Origin of the sequence: Faecalicatena orotica (assembly GCF_003149245.1) — a bacterium.
GTDB classification, from domain to species: Bacteria; Bacillota; Clostridia; order Lachnospirales; family Lachnospiraceae; genus Faecalicatena_A; species Faecalicatena_A orotica.
The window spans coordinates 111392-130219 of the sequence record NZ_QGDL01000004.1 but is presented as its reverse complement, the minus strand read 5'-3'; the positions used below and the strand labels follow the sequence as shown (position 1 = coordinate 130219).

General features: G+C 46.0%; 18 protein-coding genes, 1 tRNA gene and 1 pseudogene. 14 read left to right on the top strand and 6 right to left on the bottom strand.

What is annotated here, in order from left to right:
• The first annotated feature begins 12 nt into the window (after window positions 1-12).
• On the top strand, window positions 13-1869 hold the full coding sequence (locus A8806_RS08150) for a PTS sucrose transporter subunit IIABC (RefSeq protein ID WP_109730698.1): 1857 nt from the start codon (window positions 13-15) through the stop codon (window positions 1867-1869).
• A 396-nt stretch (window positions 1870-2265) separates the two neighbouring features.
• Here A8806_RS08150 and glgD read toward each other — a convergent pair whose 3' ends face one another.
• Both glgD and A8806_RS08140 read right to left on the bottom strand, forming a co-directional pair.
• On the bottom strand, window positions 2266-3381 hold the full coding sequence (gene glgD, locus A8806_RS08145) for a glucose-1-phosphate adenylyltransferase subunit GlgD (protein ID WP_109730697.1): 1116 nt from the start codon (window positions 3379-3381) through the stop codon (window positions 2266-2268).
• A gap of 1 nt (window position 3382) precedes the next feature.
• A complete protein-coding gene (locus A8806_RS08140) occupies window positions 3383-4522 on the bottom strand; it encodes a glucose-1-phosphate adenylyltransferase (protein WP_109730696.1) in 1140 nt (379 codons plus the stop codon).
• 342 nt (window positions 4523-4864) lie between these two features.
• On the opposite strand from A8806_RS08140, the gene A8806_RS08135 reads away from it, so the two are divergent.
• The 8 genes from A8806_RS08135 to A8806_RS08100 all read left to right on the top strand — a co-directional run bounded on the left by A8806_RS08135 (window position 4865) and on the right by A8806_RS08100 (window position 12526).
• Entirely contained in the window at window positions 4865-5947 is a 1083-nt protein-coding gene (locus A8806_RS08135; protein WP_109730695.1) for a 6-phosphofructokinase, read from the top strand.
• Between the two features lie 29 nt (window positions 5948-5976).
• The gene (gene dnaX / locus A8806_RS08130) at window positions 5977-7551 is read left to right on the top strand and encodes a DNA polymerase III subunit gamma/tau (RefSeq protein ID WP_109730694.1); all 1575 of its coding nucleotides are present in this window, start codon (window positions 5977-5979) and stop codon (window positions 7549-7551) included.
• A gap of 3 nt (window positions 7552-7554) precedes the next feature.
• A complete protein-coding gene (locus tag A8806_RS08125; protein ID WP_109730693.1) occupies window positions 7555-7908 on the top strand; it encodes a YbaB/EbfC family nucleoid-associated protein in 354 nt (117 codons plus the stop codon).
• A gap of 110 nt (window positions 7909-8018) precedes the next feature.
• Window positions 8019-8615 carry a recombination mediator RecR gene (gene recR / locus A8806_RS08120; RefSeq protein ID WP_109730692.1) on the top strand — a complete coding sequence of 199 codons (597 nt, stop codon included), beginning with the start codon at window positions 8019-8021 and terminating at the stop codon, window positions 8613-8615.
• A gap of 64 nt (window positions 8616-8679) precedes the next feature.
• Window positions 8680-9780, top strand: a complete 1101-nt coding sequence (locus A8806_RS08115; RefSeq protein WP_109730691.1) for a LacI family DNA-binding transcriptional regulator — start codon at window positions 8680-8682, stop codon at window positions 9778-9780.
• A gap of 255 nt (window positions 9781-10035) precedes the next feature.
• On the top strand, window positions 10036-10689 hold the full coding sequence (gene fsa / locus A8806_RS08110) for a fructose-6-phosphate aldolase (RefSeq protein WP_109730690.1): 654 nt from the start codon (window positions 10036-10038) through the stop codon (window positions 10687-10689).
• 74 nt (window positions 10690-10763) lie between these two features.
• The gene (locus A8806_RS08105) at window positions 10764-11600 is read left to right on the top strand and encodes a transketolase (protein WP_109730689.1); all 837 of its coding nucleotides are present in this window, start codon (window positions 10764-10766) and stop codon (window positions 11598-11600) included.
• A complete protein-coding gene (locus A8806_RS08100) occupies window positions 11588-12526 on the top strand; it encodes a transketolase family protein (protein ID WP_109730688.1) in 939 nt (312 codons plus the stop codon). Before A8806_RS08105 ends, A8806_RS08100 begins: the two co-directional genes overlap by 13 nt.
• Window positions 12527-12633: 107 nt before the next feature.
• Here A8806_RS08100 and A8806_RS08095 read toward each other — a convergent pair whose 3' ends face one another.
• Window positions 12634-13146 carry an HD domain-containing protein gene (locus A8806_RS08095; protein WP_109730687.1) on the bottom strand — a complete coding sequence of 171 codons (513 nt, stop codon included), beginning with the start codon at window positions 13144-13146 and terminating at the stop codon, window positions 12634-12636.
• 270 nt (window positions 13147-13416) lie between these two features.
• Here A8806_RS08095 and A8806_RS08090 point away from each other — a divergent pair, with 270 nt between their 5' ends.
• The 5 genes from A8806_RS08090 (at window position 13417) to A8806_RS08070 (ending at window position 17695) form a co-directional block, all read left to right on the top strand.
• Entirely contained in the window at window positions 13417-13950 is a 534-nt protein-coding gene (locus tag A8806_RS08090) for a hypothetical protein (protein WP_146203262.1), read from the top strand.
• Window positions 13951-14052: 102 nt separating this feature from the next.
• Window positions 14053-15252 carry a LysM peptidoglycan-binding domain-containing protein gene (locus A8806_RS08085; protein WP_109730685.1) on the top strand — a complete coding sequence of 400 codons (1200 nt, stop codon included), beginning with the start codon at window positions 14053-14055 and terminating at the stop codon, window positions 15250-15252.
• 285 nt (window positions 15253-15537) lie between these two features.
• The gene (locus A8806_RS08080) at window positions 15538-16731 is read left to right on the top strand and encodes a DUF5711 family protein (protein ID WP_109730684.1); all 1194 of its coding nucleotides are present in this window, start codon (window positions 15538-15540) and stop codon (window positions 16729-16731) included.
• 8 nt (window positions 16732-16739) lie between these two features.
• Window positions 16740-17558: a CvpA family protein gene (locus A8806_RS08075; RefSeq protein ID WP_109730683.1), complete on the top strand. Its 819-nt coding sequence runs from the start codon at window positions 16740-16742 to the stop codon at window positions 17556-17558.
• A gap of 65 nt (window positions 17559-17623) precedes the next feature.
• A tRNA-Asn gene (locus A8806_RS08070) sits at window positions 17624-17695 on the top strand.
• A 49-nt stretch (window positions 17696-17744) separates the two neighbouring features.
• Here the strand turns inward: A8806_RS08070 and rhuM (A8806_RS26410) are convergent.
• The 3 genes and pseudogenes from rhuM (A8806_RS26410) to A8806_RS08060 all read right to left on the bottom strand — a co-directional run.
• Window positions 17745-18029 (bottom strand): RhuM family protein, encoded by a 285-nt coding sequence (gene rhuM / locus A8806_RS26410; RefSeq protein WP_207657855.1) that lies wholly within the window; start codon window positions 18027-18029, stop codon window positions 17745-17747.
• Window positions 17986-18222 carry a RhuM family protein gene (gene rhuM / locus A8806_RS26990; protein ID WP_242996008.1) on the bottom strand — a complete coding sequence of 79 codons (237 nt, stop codon included), beginning with the start codon at window positions 18220-18222 and terminating at the stop codon, window positions 17986-17988. Before rhuM (A8806_RS26990) ends, rhuM (A8806_RS26410) begins: the two co-directional genes overlap by 44 nt.
• Before the next feature lie 168 nt (window positions 18223-18390).
• Window positions 18391-18660 (bottom strand): annotated as a pseudogene (locus A8806_RS08060) (RNA polymerase sigma factor); the annotation flags it as partial.
• Window positions 18661-18828 lie beyond the last annotated feature (168 nt).

Genomic DNA, 18828 nt, shown 5'->3' with positions numbered 1-18828 from the left:
AGGGAGGATATCATGGCAGATAAATATTTCAATATAGCAAAAGCCATTGTGGAAGTGGTCGGAAAAGAGAATATCGTTTCAGCCACACATTGTGCGACCAGACTTCGTCTGATGGTAAAAGACAGAGATGTGATTGATGATAAAAAAATAGAAAAAATCGACCAGGTTAAGGGTGTTTTCTTCACCTCAGGACAGTATCAGATTATTCTGGGTACAGGTATTGTAAATAAAGTCTATGCGCAGATCGAAACGCTGGGACTTAAGACGCTGTCCAAAAAGGAACAGGATGAAGCTGTGAAGCAGAATGAAAAAGGAATCAAGAAACTGATGCGTACGCTTGCGGATATTTTTGTGCCGATCATCCCTGTGATTGCCGCAACCGGTTTGTTCCTCGGCCTGAAAGGCTGTATCTTTAATGATAACGTGCTGTCGCTGTTCGGTGCGTCGACCGCGGATATTCCGGCGTATATCCAGACGCTTGTCACCGTACTGACCGATACGGCGTTCGCATTCCTGCCCGCAATTATCACGTGGTCCGCATTCAGGGTCTTTGGCGGGACACCGGTAATTGGCCTTGTAATCGGGCTGATGCTCCTTTCACCTGCCCTGCCCAACGCATACAGTGTGGCAGACCCAAACAGCGGAGTAGAGGCGATTAAAGCATTCGGATTCATTCCCCTCGTAGGCTGTCAGGGAAGTGTCATGACCGCAATTTTTACGGGTTGGTTTGGTTCAAAACTGGAGAAGAAACTGCGTAAGATCATGCCGAATGTACTGGACCTGATCTTCACTCCGTTTTTTGTCATGCTGATCACCATGCTTGTCATGCTGCTGGGCGTGGGTCCGGTGATGCACCAGATCGAACTTGGGATGGTTGGGATCATCGAGAACCTCATCCACCTCCCGATGGGAATTGGCGGGTTTATCATAGGATTTACTTACCCTCTGGCAGTTATTACAGGTCTTCACCACACATATGTCATGATAGAGACTTCTCTGCTTGCCAACACAGGGTTCAACCCGTTGATCACATTATGTGCCATGTACGGATTTGCAAACGTCGGGACCTGTCTTGCATTTGCAGTAAAGTCAAAATCAAGGAGAATCAAACAGACAAGTATAGGAGCAATGCTGTCACAGCTTTTCGGTATCAGTGAGCCTGTACTGTTTGGTATCCAGCTGCGTTTTAACTTAAAACCACTCATTGTTATGCTGCTGACATCAGGTACAGGGGCGGCCCTTTTATCTATCTTCAGCATACAGTCGAATTCCTACGGACTGGCCGTACTGCCATCCTACCTGATGTATATTTACAACGGGCACCAGATATTGTTCTACTTCCTGATTTCTGTATTCTGCGTCGCGCTATGCTTTATCCTGACCTGCCTGTTTGCAATACCAAAAGAAGCACTGGTGCCGGATGAAGAGGTATTTACAGCGCCCGCAACAGGAAAAACAGTACTCCTTAAAGACGTAGCAGACGAAACATTTGCACAGAAACTGCTCGGGGACGGTTTTGCCATAGATATCACTGACGGCACCATAAGGGCCCCCTTCTCAGGAACAATAGCCGCCGCCTACCCGACCGGTCACGCATTCGGAATCCAGAGTCCGGACGGCCGCGAAGTTCTGATCCACATAGGAATCGACACCGTAGCCTTAGAAGGCCAGGGCTTCGAGATCCACGCCCATCAGGGCGACAACGTAAAACAAGGCGACATCCTCGTAAAAGCAGACATACAAAAAATCCGCCAGCTCGGAAAACCCACAACAACAATGATCATCTTCACAGACGGAACCCCAATAAAAGAACAAGAACTTCCAAAGGAAATGATCAGCGGAGTAACTTCACTTCAAGTTGCCTGTTAAGAAATAATTGTAGAATCCACTACCCAGAGGACGATTCCCGTAAAAATCCGGAAGCACCCAGCAGTGAGAATGGGGCGGAAAATGCTCCCGCAGGTGGCCGGCAGGTCATATATAAAGGCATCAAGTGCGCTTACTAACAGTTAGAGAAAAAGGCCGAATCACAGGGTTGGAAATTGATTCCGAATCAATTTCCAAATCAGCCTGAGGCGTCTAAGCATCAGCTTAGGCGTCGAATGCTGATGATACCCTGCGATTCCGCCTTTTACTCTTTACTGTTAGTTAGCAAACGACCTGTCTTTATAAATGACCTGCCGGCCACCCGCGGGAGCGCTTTCCGCCCCGTTCTCACTGCGCTCGTGCAGCCAGTAAAATTACATATCGTCTTCAAAGATTCCCTTAGAGGGTATCCCCCCGCCTGATATAACCTGGTTTTTCTGGAGAAGCTATGACTTCTTTTGCATGCAGAACATGAGCTCCTTTATCCACAACCTGATTCTCAACATGTACATCTTTCCCGATAATTGCACCCGGCATGAGGATACTGTTTTTGACAACGGCGCCCTTGTGAACGTTACATCCGCGTCCAATGACAGAATTTTCAATGGTGCCTTCGATTAAGCATCCATTGGATACAACGGAAGACCTTACGTCTGCTGTATCATAATACTGTGTTGGGCAGGAGTCATTTGTCCGTGTGTAGATCGGCCATTCATCATCAAATAGTGTTGATGCATATTTAAAGTCAATTAGTGAAAGGTTTGCTTCATAGTAGCTTTTGAAATCCGTGATGGAAGCAAAAAATCCACGGTGGGGTACGGCACGTATATCGAGTTCGCCGCACTGGTTATTCACGATCTGGGCAAGTCTGTACATAGAGGAAAGATTCTTTGCCTTATGTATTAGCTCGATAAATAACTCTTTCTTCATTACATAAGTGTCCATGAAAATGTTTCTGTTTTTTGCGGTCCCCCGGTTCTTCTCGATGGAAAGGACACCCTTTTGGCGGTTCAGGTTCAGAAGGTCACAGTTGAGGAAGTTTTCCTTCGCATTATCTGTTGAGTGGTAAAGCAAGGTGATATCCGCGCCTGAATCAATGTGTGTCTGTACAAGGTGATCGAAGTTCTGGGTATATACCATATAGCCCGGTACGATGACTACATATGGATACTGTACTCTCTCGATGCACTCGATGTTCTCCATAAATGCAGCAATATCTGTATTATAAATATCATTTTCTGAACTGCTTTCAGAAAAGAGCACGCGCAGTTTTCCCCGCTTTGAATTGATATTGTAATGTCTTCCTGTTCCGAGGTGGTCTACGAGTGAGCGGGGCTTGTTTCTTAAATAAACCTGTATCTGGTCGATGCCGCTGTTGCTCATATTGGAGATCGGGAAGTCAATGACGCGGTATCTTCCAAGGAAAGAAAATGCCCCGATACTGCGGTACGTCTGAAGACCCTCTACCCATATGTGGTTTCCGGAAGGATTAACTATTCCAAATGCGTTATTCATACTATTCTGCCCCCTTTACATGTTTCGCAACCAGTTCGATATGCTCACTGTCCGCACTGCCCACGACAGCGTTTTTGCCGATCTTGATTCCGTCGGCAACGAGTGCGCGTGTTATCTGTGCGCCCTCTTCAACTACAACGCCCGGCATCAGTACACTGTCGATGATTTTGGCTCCTGCCCCAACTTTTACGCCAGTGAATAAAACAGAATTCTTAACCTCTCCGTTGACAATGCAGCCTTGTGTGATGAATGCATTCTTAATATCTGCTTCAGCGCCTACATAATGAGGCAGGGTATAGCCGTCTTCTGTGTAAATCTTCCAGCTCGGGTCGTTTAAGTCAAGTTCGTTGTTCTTGTTGAGAAGGTCCATATTGGCTTCCCAGAGAGAGTCGATGGTTCCGACGTCTTTCCAGTAGCCCTTGTATTTATAGGCGTACAGCCTCTTGTCATCATTTAAGAGAGTCGGGATGATGTCCTTTCCAAAATCATGGTTTGATTCCGTATCCTTCATATCTGCCAGCAGCATCTTGCGGAGCAGCTTCCAGTTGAATATGTAGATTCCCATAGATGCAAGATTGCTCTTCGGCTGTGGCGGTTTCTCTTCGAATTCTACGATGCGCCCCTCCTCATCGGTATTCATAATACCGAAACGGCTCGCCTCCTTCATCGGTACTTCGATGACGGCGATGGTTGCATCTGCCTGACATTCTTTGTGATATGCCAGCATCTTTGCATAATTCATCTTATAAATGTGGTCACCTGAGAGGATCAGGACATATTCCGGTGAAAATGAATCGATAAAGTCTATATTCTGGGAAATTGCGTCTGCTGTTCCGCGGTAAACGTCCAGATTGGCGTCTGCCTTTTCGCGCGGCGGCAGTACATATACCCCGCTGTTCTGGGCATCCAGACCCCAGCGGCGCCCTGCCGCCACATAACTATTGAGTAAAATGGATTCGTACTGGGTCAGTACTCCGACGACATCGATACCGCTGTTTGCACAGTTACTTAACGGGAAATCGACGATTCGGTATTTTCCGCCATATGAAACGGCTGGCTTAGCTACTTTATTCGTCAGTTCATGCAGGCGAGAACCACGGCCGCCAGCTAAGATCATTGCTAACATGTTGTTCTGTTTCATAATAAGTCCTCTCTTTCATAATTCCTTGTTGATATTGTACAAGTTTTTGAGCTGAATTACAATACAATTGTGCAAAAAGATGGTGAAAATGTACTTTTGGAAAGTAAAATGATAATATATTTATAAAAAGAAAGCATTTCCGGGAAAATGAGGGCGGAAACAGTACTTTGAACTGTCAGTTTCGGATATTAAGATTTTCTTGTTACAGTGTCTGAAATGGGGTATAATTATAAAAGTAAGAAGAGGCTTCACTTTACAGTGAAGCTTTTCGCTGTTGATTTTTCCTGCGGGCATACAGACAGGGGTATATGCAGGGAACTTTGAAAAAGGAGGATTTGTATTATGTTGAGAATCGGGATGCTGACAAGCGGCGGGGACTGCCAGGCACTGAATGCGGCTATGCGGGGTGTTGTAAAAGGCGTTTGTTCTAAACGTAAGGATGTAGAAATATATGGTTTTAAAGATGGATATAAAGGATTGATTTATGCGAATTTTGAGATGCTGACATCCAAAGATTTCTCAGGGATACTGACCAGGGGCGGTACAATCCTGGGGACATCCAGACAGCCGTTCAAGCTGATGCGGGTGCCGGATGAGAACGGGCTGGACAAGGTTGCTGCGATGAAGCATACATACCATAAGCTGAGCCTGAATTGCCTGGTGATTTTAGGCGGCAATGGTACGCATAAGACAGCGAACCTTCTGAGGGAGGAAGGATTGAATGTGATTACGCTCCCGAAGACAATTGACAATGACCTCTGGGGAACAGATATGACTTTCGGATTCCAGAGCGCTGTGGATATTGCTACAGATACGATTGACAGGATCCACACGACAGCAACTTCACACAGCCGTGTATTTATTATAGAAGTTATGGGACACAAGGTCGGCCATGTCACGCTCCATGCGGGGATCGCAGGAGGGGCCGATATTATACTGCTTCCTGAGATTCCTTATGATATAGATGTTATTGCCGATGTGATCCAGAAGCGGAGCGAGGCCGGAAAGCCGTTTACCATACTTGCGGTTGCAGAGGGGGCTATTTCCAAGGAAGACGCGAAACTGAAGAAGAAGGAATATAAAGAAAAATTAGAGAAAAGGAAGTATCCTTCGATTGCCTATGAACTGTCCGAGCAGATTCAGAAGAAGACAGATAAAGAGGTCCGCATTACGGTTCCGGGACATACGCAGAGAGGTGGTTCCCCATGTCCTTACGACAGGGTATTTTCCACGAGGGTGGGTGCTGCAGCTGCAGAACTGATTTTAAATGAGGATTTTGGATATATGGTTGCTATGAGAAATGGTGAGACAACGAAGGTGCCGCTTCAGGATGTAGCCGGAAAGCTGAAATTTGTTGATCCCGAATGCAGCCTTATCAAAGAGGCAAGGCTTACGGGCATCAGTTTTGGCGATAAAATACAATAGAGTGAAATAAGAGAACAGAGGTGTGATTCATGTCGTATACGGCATTATACAGAAAGTTCCGCCCGACTGAGTTTTCAGACGTAAAAGGGCAGGACCATATTATTACAACACTGCAGAATCAGATCAAGGCAGACCGTATCGGGCATGCTTACCTGTTCTGTGGGACCCGGGGGACCGGGAAAACTACGGTGGCGAAGATATTTGCCAGGGCGGTGAACTGTGAACATCCGGTGGACGGCAGCCCCTGCGGGGAGTGTGCGATGTGCAGGTCTATTGCTGCGGGAACGTCCATGAACGTGATCGAGATCGATGCCGCATCCAACAACGGTGTGGACAATATCCGTGAGATTCGTGATGAAGTAGCATACCGGCCGACGGAAGGGAAGTATAAAGTCTATATTATTGACGAGGTGCATATGCTTTCCATAGGTGCTTTTAATGCGCTTTTGAAGACACTTGAGGAGCCGCCGGAGTATGTTATTTTTATACTGGCTACAACGGAGGTGCATAAGATACCGATTACGATATTGTCGCGATGCCAGCATTATGATTTTAGACGGATCAGTATCGAGACGATTTCTGACAGACTGAAGGAATTAATGATCGAGGAGCAGGTGGAGGTCGAGGATAAGGCTATACGCTATGTGGCCAAGGCGGCGGACGGTTCCATGAGGGATGCGCTGAGTCTTTTGGACCAGTGTATTGCCTTTTACATGGGACAGAAGCTGACCTATGATCATGTACTGGAAGTACTGGGAGCCGTTGATACGGATGTCTTCAGCCAGCTTCTGCGCAATATCATCAGGCGTGATGTGCCGAAGGTACTGGATACTGTGGAGGAACTCGTGATGCTGGGAAGGGAACTGACACAGCTTTCGGTTGATTTCACATGGTATCTGAGGAACTTGCTTCTGATGAAAACTTCTGATAATATAGAGGATGTGTTGGATGTATCTACGGAGAATATGCAGCAGCTGAAAGAAGAGGCTGGGATGATCGAGACCGACATGCTGCTTCGGTATATCCGTATTTTTTCTGAGCTATCAGGGCAGCTCAAGTACGCTTCGCAGAAGAGAGTTCTTCTGGAGGTGGCACTGATTAAGCTGTGTACTCCGGCGATGGAGGTGGATCAGGACAGTCTTCTGGACCGCATACGTGCAGTTGAAGAGAAGCTGGAGCAGGGAATTCCTGCGTCGGCCGTGCAGGAAAAGGTGGTTTATGTAAACGGCGACAATGCTGCGGCACCGGGAAAAACGGCCCCGAAACCGGAGCTTCCGAATGCTATACCGGATGATGTGAAAGAGGTTGTGAAGAACTTCAGACCCATTGCAGATGAGGCATCCGGGATGATCCGGACATTCCTAAAGAAGGCAAGGTTAAGCCTCGGCGGGGATAACCGGCTGATGATCGTCATGCCCGGAGCAATGGAGGCGGAGGTTGTCGGCAGGGAAGACCACCGGCAGGAACTGGAAAGTCTGATTGAGAACCGGATCGGGAAAAAGGTTGAAGTGGAAGTCCGGCATGTGGAAGAGGGACGCCACTTTGAAGATACATTTGTGGACATTGAGAAGAAAATTAATATGGAAATTATAGTGGAGGATTAAATCATGGCAAAAAGAGGCGGATTTCCAGGCGGCGGAATGCCTGGCAACATGGCAAATCTGATGAAACAGGCGCAGAAGATGCAGCGCCAGATGGAAGAACAGGCAAAAGAGCTTGAGACAAAAGAATTTACGGCAACAGCAGGCGGCGGTGCAGTCGAGGTGACGATTTCCGGTAAGCGTGAGGTCTTAAAGGTGAAACTTCAGGAAGAAGTTGTTGATCCCGAAGATATCGAGATGCTGGAAGACCTGATCGTGGCGGCGACGAACGAAGCACTGCGCCAGGTTGACGAAGTATCCGGGGCGGCAATGAATAAGCTGACAGGCGGAATGGGCGGCGGAATGCCTGGAATGTTCTAAATATTCTGACAACGGAGCTCAAAAGGGTCAGACCCCTTTGCAGAAGGGTCTGACCCTTTTGAGTGAATTTGCTTTTTGGAACATAAAGAGAAAACAGGAGTGAATACCAGATGGATTATTATAGTAATCAAATCAGCAGGCTGATCGAGGAGTTTTCGAGGCTTCCCGGGATCGGGGCGAAGTCTGCGCAGAGGCTTGCCTTTCATATTATTAATATGCCAAAGGAGCAGGTGGAGAATCTTGCGAAGTGTCTTCTGGATGCACGTAATAATGTAAGATACTGTTCCCAGTGCTGTACGCTGACGGACAGGGAACTTTGTCCGATCTGTAATAACCCGGACAGAGACCAGAAGACGATTATGGTGGTTGAGACGCCGAGAGATCTGGCGGCCTATGAGAAGACCGGGAAATATAACGGCGTCTATCATGTGCTGCACGGCGCGATTTCCCCGATGCTGGGAATCGGACCCGGAGACATCCGGCTGAAAGAGCTGATGGAGCGCCTCCAGGGTGATGTGGACGAGGTGATCATTGCCACAAATTCCAGTCTGGAAGGGGAGACGACGGCGATGTATATCAGCAAGCTGATCAAGCCTACAGGTATCAAGGTAAGCCGGATTGCCAGTGGGGTGCCGGTCGGGGGAGATCTGGAATATATTGATGAAGTAACTCTTTTGAGGGCCCTGGAAGGCAGAACCCAGTTGTAGGCAGGGGCTTCATAATGCCCGAACGGTAAACTGTGCATGTACCAGAACTTAAGGATGTGGGATGATGTATAAGAAAAAAGTAACATCTTCGGATGTGGCGCGAAAGGCCGGGGTTTCTCAGGCGACAGTTTCTATGGTGCTGAATAAGAAGTATAATGTTTCCTTTTCGAAGGACGTAATCCGGAAGGTGGAGGCTGCGGCAAAGGAACTGGGCTATGAACTGCCGAAGCGGAAAAAGCAAAAGGAAAATAAGCGGGAAAAGCTTCTCGTTGTATTTTGCCCGAACCTGACGAACCCGTATTATGTAATGCTTCTCCAGGGTATTGAATCCCGGGCTACAGAGCAGGGGTTCGGTCTGTTTGTCTGCAATACACAGAGAAATCTAGAACTGGAGGAACGGTATCTGAAAATGATGCCTTCCCTGAATCCCCAGGGGGTCATTTACACGTGCAATCCCAGCCGTTGTTTTATGCCCGTTGTGGAGGAGCTGTCGCGAAAGATTCCGTTCACGGTAATTAATAACCAGAATGAGAAGCTTGATGTAGATGCCGTGGAGCTGGACAACTCGAAGCTTGGACGTATTATGGCGCGCCACCTGCTGGATCTGGGGCACAGGCATGTGGCCTATATCGCTCCACCTCTGACTGTGCGTCAGAAACAGCGTTCCAAGAGGGTGGAAGGTTTTTTGAAAGAATTTAAGGAAGCCGGACTCGGTGACAATGTGGTGATTAAGGCGGCAAACGAAGAGATCGACCGGGATATTCCGGGGATTGATTCTGAATACCGGATTGGCTACGATCTGACGAAGGAGCTTTTGGCGGAGGATAAGGAGCTGACAGCAATTGTAGGGCTGAATGATATGATTGCATTTGGAATTCTGGATGCCCTCTATGATGAGAAATACAGAGTTCCGGGTGACATGTCCGTGATGGGATGTGATAATACCCTTTTCGCAAAAATGCAGAAAATATCCCTGACAACGATCGAACATTTCGTGATATATAAGGGCCGCGATGCCTGTGATATTATCATGAAAAAGATTAAGACGAGGGACAGGCAGTATTCAGAAATGGAGCCTGTCAGCATCTACCATGTTGAGTATGAACCGAGACTTGTCTCGAGAGGGACCACATCCTATCCAAGGACCAGAAAAAAGAAAAATTAATTTATTGTATAAAATTATTATTAATAATCCTGCGCTAGGATGAATTTTGGAACAATGGATAAGCCGAAAAATGGAGGAGTTATATCGTATTACTGCAATTGTTGAGAAAAGTTTTTCATGTTTCTTGACTAATAATTTGAAAATATTAATAGGATAAAATTATTAATAATTTTTCGTCCTATTGACCGTCTTCACTACAACGACTATAATCAAGGATAGAAAACAAAGGGATTCTAGTTCAAGGAGGAACGAACAATGAAATTTTTTATCGACACAGCCAAAGTAGAGGATATTAAGAAAGCAAATGACATGGGAGTGATCTGCGGAGTTACAACAAATCCGTCACTGATTGCAAAAGAAGGACGTGTTTTTGAAGAAGTCATCGCAGAGATTGCTTCTATCGTAGACGGACCGATCAGCGGTGAAGTAAAGGCTACAACAACGGATGCAGAAGGAATGATCGCAGAGGGAAGAGAAATTGCGAAAATCCACCCTAACATGGTAGTTAAGATTCCTATGACAGTAGAAGGGTTAAAAGCATGCAAAGCCCTTACAGCTGAGGGAATCAAGACAAATGTAACACTGATCTTCTCTGCAAACCAGGCACTTCTTGCAGCAAGAGCAGGCGCAACATATGTATCACCATTCCTGGGACGTCTGGACGACATCTCCGTTCGCGGAACAGACCTGATTGCAGAGATCGCAGAGATTTTCGCAGTAGCAGGGCTTGAGACAGAAATCATCGCAGCAAGCGTTCGTAACCCGATTCACGTAACAGACTGTGCACTTGCAGGGGCTGATATCGCAACAGTACCTTACAACGTAATCGAGCAGATGACACACCATCCGCTGACAGATGCAGGAATCGCAAAATTCCAGGCAGATTATAAGGCGGTATTCGGCGAATAATTTCGAAGATTTTCAAAGGGGTCAGACCCCTCTGAAAAAGTCTGTTTTAAACATAAAATTTAGGAGGAATTCCAATGAACAAGTTAGAATTAATGAAAACTGCCAACGAAGTCCGCAAGGGCATCGTGACAGCAGTCCACAGTGCGAAATCCGGACATCCGGGCGGATCACTGTCTGCAGCAGATATTTTCACATACCTTTATTTTGAAGAAATGAACATCGATCCTAAGGACCCTAAGAAGGCTGACCGCGACAGATTCGTACTGTCTAAAGGCCATACAGCGCCGGGACTTTATTCCACATTGGCGAATAGAGGATATTTTCCGGTAGAAGACCTGAAGACGCTGCGCCATACAGGTTCTTACCTTCAGGGGCATCCGGACATGAAGCATATTCCGGGTGTAGATATGTCATCAGGTTCTCTGGGACAGGGAATTTCTGCGGCTGTCGGAATGGCACTTGCAGCAAAACTGTCCGGGGATGACTACAGAGTCTATACTCTGCTCGGAGACGGGGAGATCCAGGAGGGACAGGTATGGGAGGCTTCCATGCTTGCCGCACACAGGAAACTGGACAACATGGTTGTGATCGTAGATAATAATAACCTTCAGATTGACGGTGCAATAACAGAGGTTAATTCACCATATCCGATCGATAAGAAGTTTGAGGCATTCAATTTCCATGTAATTAATATCGATGGAAATGATTTTGACCAGATTGATGCTGCTTTTAAAGAAGCTAGGACTGTGAAGGGCCAGCCTACGGCAATTATTGCAAAGACTGTTAAAGGCAAAGGCGTTTCTTATATGGAGAATCAGGCTTCATGGCATGGTGCGGCTCCGAATGATGAGCAGTATGAAGTTGCTATGAAAGATTTAGAGAAAGTAGGTGAAGCATTATGTCAGATGTAAAGAAGATTGCAACAAGAGAAAGCTATGGTAATGCTTTAGCCGAATTAGGAAAAGCACATGACGAAGTTGTAGTACTGGATGCCGATCTTGCAGCAGCTACAAAGACAGGTGTATTCAAGAAAGCATTTCCGGAAAGACATATCGACTGCGGCATCGCTGAGTGCAATATGATGGGCGTGGCAGCGGGACTCGCGGCAGCCGGAAAAGTACCGTTTGCAAGTTCATTTGCAATGTTTGCGGCAGGCCGTGCTTTCGAGCAGGTACGTAACTCCATCGGATACCCGAAGCTGAACGTGAAAATCGGTGCCACACATGCAGGAATCTCTGTAGGTGAGGACGGTGCAACACACCAGTGTAATGAAGACATTGCCCTGATGAGAACCATCCCTGGTATGGTTGTAATCAATCCTTCCGATGATATTGAGGCAAAGGCAGCCGTACAGGCAGCTTACGAGCACGCAGGACCTGTATACATGCGTTTTGGAAGACTTGCAGTGCCGGTTATCAATGATAAGCCGGAATACAAATTCGAGCTTGGCAAAGGTGTTGTACTCCGCGAAGGAAAAGACATTACTATTATCGCTACAGGACTTCCGGTAGCAAATTGTCTGGAAGCGGCAGAAAAACTTGCAGCTGACGGAGTAGACGCGAAAGTTATTAATATTCATACAATTAAGCCTCTCGATGAAGAATTAGTAGTTGCAGCAGCAAAAGAGACAGGGAAAGTCGTTACAGTTGAAGAACACTCCATCATTGGCGGGCTCGGAAGCGCAGTATGCGATGTGCTTTCTGCAAAGGCTCCGACACAGGTTATGAAGATCGGAATCAATGACACTTACGGAGAATCAGGACCTGCAGTAGAATTGGTTAAAAAGTATGGATTAGATGCAGATTCAATCTATGAGAAAGTAAAAAGTTTCTTATAGCTCAAAGGGGTCAGACCCTTTTGCGGTCCGTATTCAGAATATACTGACAATTTAGAAAGACAGTATCTCAACTATTAAGCTGGGATACTGTCTTTTTGGTTAATGTACTATCGCTGGCTTGTTTCCAAAGTTCCACAGTACTTATCGGTTAATGTGGCAATCCAGCCCTCTTTTGTGCGAGGGAAGTGGAAAAGTGTGACCGGCCACATGTGCTTCCTTATGATATCTTCTTCAACCCGGTTCAGTTTGAAGAACTTTCTGGCATTCTTATAAGCGCAGGCCGGATGCGTCATTCCGTGGAAATGGTCCCCGGTTCTGGCGGTATGTGTGTGCCAGTCATATAGGAACAAATCATGGAGCATACCGCCGCGGGCGGCGGAGTCTGCATCCAGATGAAAAAAGCGGCACCATACATAGTTATAGTAAGCAACATGCAGACAATGCTGGTAGCAATTCGTGCGCCCGTGATGCGGATATAGTTTCATACGGAGCACAACAGGGTGTTCTGCGATATCCCGGATACATTCGTAAAAATCTTCTCCCCAGTCCCTACGGAGGTCCTCCCTTTTTTCGGATGCTTCCCGCCGCAGATTTGTGAGTAATTTATTTTTAAACAACATAAATGTCACCTCTGATTTTTTATATTAACAGTAACATTATCATAACACCAGGGGTAACTGGTTTCAATTTTTCTATAGCAAAATTAAGAAAAATATGATATTCTCTTAATATCTATTGCTGCATTTCTTTAGATTCGTGAACTTTCACAGTTCAGTTTTTGCAGTATATGAACCTGACGAAGCAAAATGCCTGCCAGGATATCCGTTCCGTTTCGGGACCATGATTCACAAAAACAAATTAAAACAAGCAAAATCATACTGCCTAAATTTATGCAGCATTTAAATTCGACATATGCAGAACTGTATAATGCCAAATACGACAGGACAGGACACGTGTTTCAGGGCCGTTACTATAGTGACTGCGTGGATACAGAGGAATATTACTGGTGCTGCCTGAGATATATCCATAACAATCCGGTCAAAATCGGTCTTGTAAGAGAGTCTTTTGACTACGAATTCAGCAGTGCACAGGAGTATTTTGCAGGCACTTCAGAATTAATAGGAGAGACTTCATATGAGAGAATAGGGACACGCTTTCAGACTTCAGAAGAGTTCTGGCATTTTCACCGACTGTTCGAGCAGAAGTCATTTCTCGACACCGTTGAAGATGAATGCATTCACAACTATGAACGTGTTAAGATTCTTGTAGAAAAATACATGTTTGATCACCGGATTGAAGAGGTTCAGACAATATTAACAATTGGGCAGTTAAAAGAGGACTTTTTAAGGACATGCAAACGGGAAACGGGAATTTCTGAGAGAAAAATTGAGAATATTCTGAAAATGGACTGCAAAAGGGTCTGACCCCTATGCGGTATTTTTGTCGAACTCACCTGACATCAACCGATAAATTCAGCCTTTTCGTTATGCTATGCTTTAGAAAAATTTTATTCAGAGGTGAGTGTTATGGAGAGACAAATTCCTAAAAATGTGCGTCAGATCGGGAATGTTAGTGACAGCCCGAAGATTTATGTAGAAGATTATGTAGATACATTTTTCGCCCAGTTGTGCGAAAAAGCGGGGGAGAACCCAATAGGAGCATTTCTTATAGGAGATATGCAGAAATCGGATGAGGAGGAGTATGTATACATATATGGAGCGATCCAGATGCACGAGTTGAAAGTGTCGGGCAATGATTACGAGATTGATGATGATACATGGAAGAAAGCGTACGAGGATTGCAAGCAGTACTTCGAGGATGGGGAGATGCTGGGATGGTTTGTTGCCCATTCGGGGGTACCTTTATCGCCGGAGCACAATATGGTGAAGCTGCATAAAAAATCGTTCCCGAAAAAAAATACGGTCCTGATCATGAAGGATCCCGTGGAGAAGGACGAGGTATACTACGTCCAGAAGTTTAATGACCTGATGGAGATAGGCGGGCACTATACATATTATGAAAAGAACCCTTGCATGCAGAACTATATGATCTCGACTAGAAAGAAGAATGGGGTGAGTCCCTCGGAAACTGTGGAAGATCGTGCTGCAAAGGACTTTCGCAGTCTGGTTAGAACCCGCGAGGAACAACAGCAGCATAAAAGGACAAACCGTCTGATGTATGCAGTCAGTGCGTGCCTTGTACTGATTGTGATCATTATGGGGGTTACGACTCTGAACAACTTTGATAAAATGAAATCCGTACAGACGGCCCTGAACAAGATAACGAACAACTCACCGGCCGATACACAGTCGGTAGAGGCGAAGGAGACAAATGGATCTGTAACTGCCGTTACGGGGGAAGCCGCCGGTAAGCAGATAGGAGAGGGTGACAGTGGACAGGCCGCCGAAGAGGAGGACAAGAACGTCCCGGATGGATCAGCCGGTGATGCCGGCGCGCAGGATGTGGACAAGCCGGATGCCGCCGATAATAAGAATGCCGATGCCGGAAATGCAGACTCCCAGGACGCAGATTCCGGCAAAGAGGATTCGAAAGAGGCGGGGGCAAATGGAAGCGACGGTGTCTATATCGTCGAGCAGGGTGACACACTGGCTATTATAAGCAAGAAGATGTATGGCGATATCAGCCATGTGGATGCAATATGCAAAATGAACGGGCTGACCAACGGCAACCTGATCTATGTGGGACAGAAGCTGGTCCTGCCATAATCCTTAACATATCCTTAAATTCTTCATGAGTCTTTCACGAGTTTAGTATTTATGATATACTATTTACACTTAGCGAGGTTTTGCCGAGCTTAGTGTAAATGCATACCTGAACACTTGATGAGGTCCTTTTGAATCTAGTGTACATGGTATACTATTAATACTTAGCGAGGTTTTGCCGAGCTTAGTGTAAATGCATACCTAAATACTTAACGAGGTGCTTAACGAGTTTAGTATTTATGGTATAATCCTTGGATAAGACGAATTGACGGCAATAAGGGGAACAAGATGAAGCAAAAGAAAAATCCAAATATAAAGCTCGCCGAGCCTGCGAATTTGGAGAAGCTAAAAAAAGCAGCCAGAAAGCGAAAGCGGGCCAGGGCTAAAAAGTGGGGCATCACGATTATTCTGGCAATTATGATAATAGGCGGTACATATCTGCTCGTAAAAAACCAGTCTTACACGAAAGTCCGTGAGGCGGCGAATTATGAGGATGAGACATCCGATACGAACAGATATGCCCAGTTTGCAGACGGAATCGTCCGTTATAGTCGGGACGGAGTGGTATTCCTTAACAAAAAGAACGAAGAACAGTGGATTCAGCCGTGTCAGATGCAGAATCCTGCCATTGATGTAAATGAAAACACATTCGCCGTCGCGGACAGCGGCGGGAATTCAATCCTCGTATTCACAGAGGAAGGTCTAAAAGGTGAGATAGAGACGACTCTTCCGATAGAAAAGATGTCAGTATCGGATCAGGGAATTGTAAGTGTTATTTTGAAAAATGAAAGCTCACCGATGATTGTATCTTACGATGCCACGGGAAATATCCTGGTGGAACATCAGGTTACTGTTAACAGCACAGGTTATCCCTTAGCGCTGGACATGTCACGGGATGGCACGACGCTGGCAGTATCCTACTTGTTCACGAAAGACGGTGCACTCAAGTCCAGAGTTGCATTCTATAATTTCGGGGAGGCAGGAAAAGCTAAGACGGACAATCAGGTAAGTATGGAAGAATATGACGGGAAGATTATCCCGGAGGTGTACTTTATGGATGACGCCACATCCGTAGCAGTCAGCGACAGCTCCTTCATCGTATATGAAGGCAAAGATGCGCCTCAGAAGAAAAAGGAAGTAAAACTGAATCAGGAAATTAAAAGTGTGTTCCACACGGATAAATATATCGGCTTCGTCCTCCTCAATAAAGGAAAATCAGGATACGAGGCCCGGCTTTACAACAAGTCCGGCAAACAGATCATGAACAAGGCGTTTACCGGAGAATACAGCAATATAAAAATGGTAAAAGATGAGATTATCATGTTTGCCGGTTCCAAATGCTGCATCATTACGAAAAATGGTGTCCTGAGATTCAAAGGGGACCTGAAGGCAGAAGCGCTGGAAGTCATTCCTTCCAGAGGGGTGAACAGATACCTGGTGATAAGCGCCAATGAACTGAGAATAGTTTATTTGACGAAATAGGAGAAAATATGAATAACTGGTTATTAATAATTGTAGGAGTGATATTTCTGATCTGCATAGTAGTTGGATTCGTGAGGGGCTTTTTCCGGATAGGGCTCTCTCTCCTTTCTACTGTGCTTACGATTGTGCTTATGATCGTGCTGAACCCCTATGTGGCACAGGCACTGACAAAGTATACACCGATCGACGATATGATAGAGACTAAATGTATAGAAGCCTTTATGCCGGAGATTTCCACTCAGGAGCTGGCAAAGGTTGATTTAAGCGGGACACCGCTGGCAGGCTTAAGCGATGATCAGCTGGCCGGTTTGAATGACCTGGACTGGGACCGTCTGGGGATCACGGCGCAGGATGTCCTGAAAGTCATAGGGGAGATTCCGAAGGACATCCAGATTAAGATGATTGAAGAATCCACGCTCCCCACTTTTATGAAGAATACAATTCTGGAAAATAATAATTCAGCCATTTATAATGAACTGAGCGTGGCCAGTTTCCCGGAATATGTAGCATCCTATATCTCCAGAATGGTAATCAAAATCATATCATTTCTGGTTACATTTCTGCTTGCCGTCATCATCGTAAAAGCGTTGATGGCCGCGGTGGATATCATCGGGGAACTCCCGGTTGTAGGACTCCTGAACCGTTTTGCGGGGGCACTGCTGGGCATCTTTATAGCGCTCTTAATTGTGTGGCTCGGGTTCCTGATCCTGACACTCGTCTATACCAGCACTGTCGGAAAGCAGTGCTTTGATATGATCGAGAGCAGCCAGATCCTGACATTTTTGTATGATAAAAATATATTGCTTCAGAAACTGCTGAAGTTTTAAATAGATGGAATAAAATAATAAAAACAGCATATAATAGAAAAAGGCTCCCTGAGGGAGCTTCATAATCCTCGATAGCTCAGTGGTAGAGCATTCGGCTGTTAACCGAAGGGTCGTTGGTTCAAACCCAACTCGGGGAGTTTAAAAAGGGACTGAAGCCATATGAATCTTCGGTAAATTGCTGAAGGATTACATCAGAGAGTCGTTCAATAGTTTTAATGCTCTATCAAAATCACTTTCAATCGGCTTCATTTCTCTTGCCCTATATATTTCAAATTCCTTTTCGGCCTTTTCTACTGCCTGCTTATGAGATATATTTCCTTTTCCTTCGAGCAATTTCCTCTTATTTGATATAATTTGATTATCTAAAGCATTAATCCAGTCCTTCATTGACATTGGTATCTGTTCTAAAGCCTGAAGTTCTGCAAAATCAAGAAACTGCGATACAAGTAGGTTTAACCGTTGCAGTTGCATAAATATCCGTTACCTGCTGATAAAAGTTAAGTTCTGATGAACGAATATCCCGAATACGCTGCAACAGTTCCCTGAAATATCGGGAGCCGCCTTGCTTCAAGCGTTCATCATCCATTGCAAACCCTTTTTGTATATATTCGTGAAGCCTGTCTGTTGCCCATCTGCAAAATCGTGTCGGAATCTGTGATTGCACCCGGTAGCCAAGAACAATAAGCGCCCTTGTAAACAAGGGAGCTATGGTGCGTCCCCGGATTTCGCGGATTTTGCGGCGACTTCTCCGGCTCCCGGCAGACGGGAGAGGGACAGGCAGCACGAAACTGCTTGTCCCTCTCGGTGATGGTATATACTATCCCTCACTTGGTTAGACTGAAAATGGCATATCGTCCATGTACTTTCCTAAAAGTTTTTTGAATTTTTTTCGGACAGCTTCAACGCTCTGGAAAGCAGCGTTTTTTGAGCAGCCACAAAGCTGGCCGATTTGCTCATAACTCAAACCGTCCAGCGCGTAGAGCAGGAACCGCCGCCGCTGGGCCTCGGTGCAGCTCTCCAATACCGAAAGCAGCTCGTCCAGTGTTTCCATGTGGCAGACTTGTTCCTCCGGTGTTTCCCGGTAGGGCTGCCGCCCCTCGGTAAGTTGACCGGCTGGAAATGAGAAGTGTCCGGCCCTCCTGTGGCCGCATAGAAAAAGCTGCCTTGATTTTTCAAAGCCGTCGGTGCCAATCCGCATTTCATAAGCCCTATGCAAAAGCAGAGTCGGTAACCGTGAGATATATTCTCGTAGGTTATCGGCTCTGCGCCT

Bases quoted from the DNA above. Each gene is read 5' to 3' on its own strand.
- A8806_RS08125 (WP_109730693.1), top strand. From the start codon at position 7,555: ATGGCAAAAAGAGGCGGATTTCCAGGCGGCGGAATGCCTGGCAACATG.
- glgD (WP_109730697.1), bottom strand. From the start codon at position 3,381: ATGAATAACGCATTTGGAATAGTTAATCCTTCCGGAAACCACATATGG.
- fsa (WP_109730690.1), top strand. From the start codon at position 10,036: ATGAAATTTTTTATCGACACAGCCAAAGTAGAGGATATTAAGAAAGCA.
- dnaX (WP_109730694.1), top strand. From the start codon at position 5,977: ATGTCGTATACGGCATTATACAGAAAGTTCCGCCCGACTGAGTTTTCA.
- A8806_RS08135 (WP_109730695.1), top strand. From the start codon at position 4,865: ATGTTGAGAATCGGGATGCTGACAAGCGGCGGGGACTGCCAGGCACTG.
- A8806_RS08100 (WP_109730688.1), top strand. From the start codon at position 11,588: ATGTCAGATGTAAAGAAGATTGCAACAAGAGAAAGCTATGGTAATGCT.
- A8806_RS08105 (WP_109730689.1), top strand. From the start codon at position 10,764: ATGAACAAGTTAGAATTAATGAAAACTGCCAACGAAGTCCGCAAGGGC.
- A8806_RS08150 (WP_109730698.1), top strand. From the start codon at position 13: ATGGCAGATAAATATTTCAATATAGCAAAAGCCATTGTGGAAGTGGTC.
- A8806_RS08140 (WP_109730696.1), bottom strand. From the start codon at position 4,522: ATGAAACAGAACAACATGTTAGCAATGATCTTAGCTGGCGGCCGTGGT.
- rhuM (WP_207657855.1), bottom strand. From the start codon at position 18,029: ATGCAACTGCAACGGTTAAACCTACTTGTATCGCAGTTTCTTGATTTT.
- A8806_RS08115 (WP_109730691.1), top strand. From the start codon at position 8,680: ATGTATAAGAAAAAAGTAACATCTTCGGATGTGGCGCGAAAGGCCGGG.
- A8806_RS08085 (WP_109730685.1), top strand. From the start codon at position 14,053: ATGGAGAGACAAATTCCTAAAAATGTGCGTCAGATCGGGAATGTTAGT.
- A8806_RS08090 (WP_146203262.1), top strand. From the start codon at position 13,417: ATGCAGCATTTAAATTCGACATATGCAGAACTGTATAATGCCAAATAC.
- recR (WP_109730692.1), top strand. From the start codon at position 8,019: ATGGATTATTATAGTAATCAAATCAGCAGGCTGATCGAGGAGTTTTCG.
- A8806_RS08075 (WP_109730683.1), top strand. From the start codon at position 16,740: ATGAATAACTGGTTATTAATAATTGTAGGAGTGATATTTCTGATCTGC.
- A8806_RS08080 (WP_109730684.1), top strand. From the start codon at position 15,538: ATGAAGCAAAAGAAAAATCCAAATATAAAGCTCGCCGAGCCTGCGAAT.
- A8806_RS08095 (WP_109730687.1), bottom strand. From the start codon at position 13,146: ATGTTGTTTAAAAATAAATTACTCACAAATCTGCGGCGGGAAGCATCC.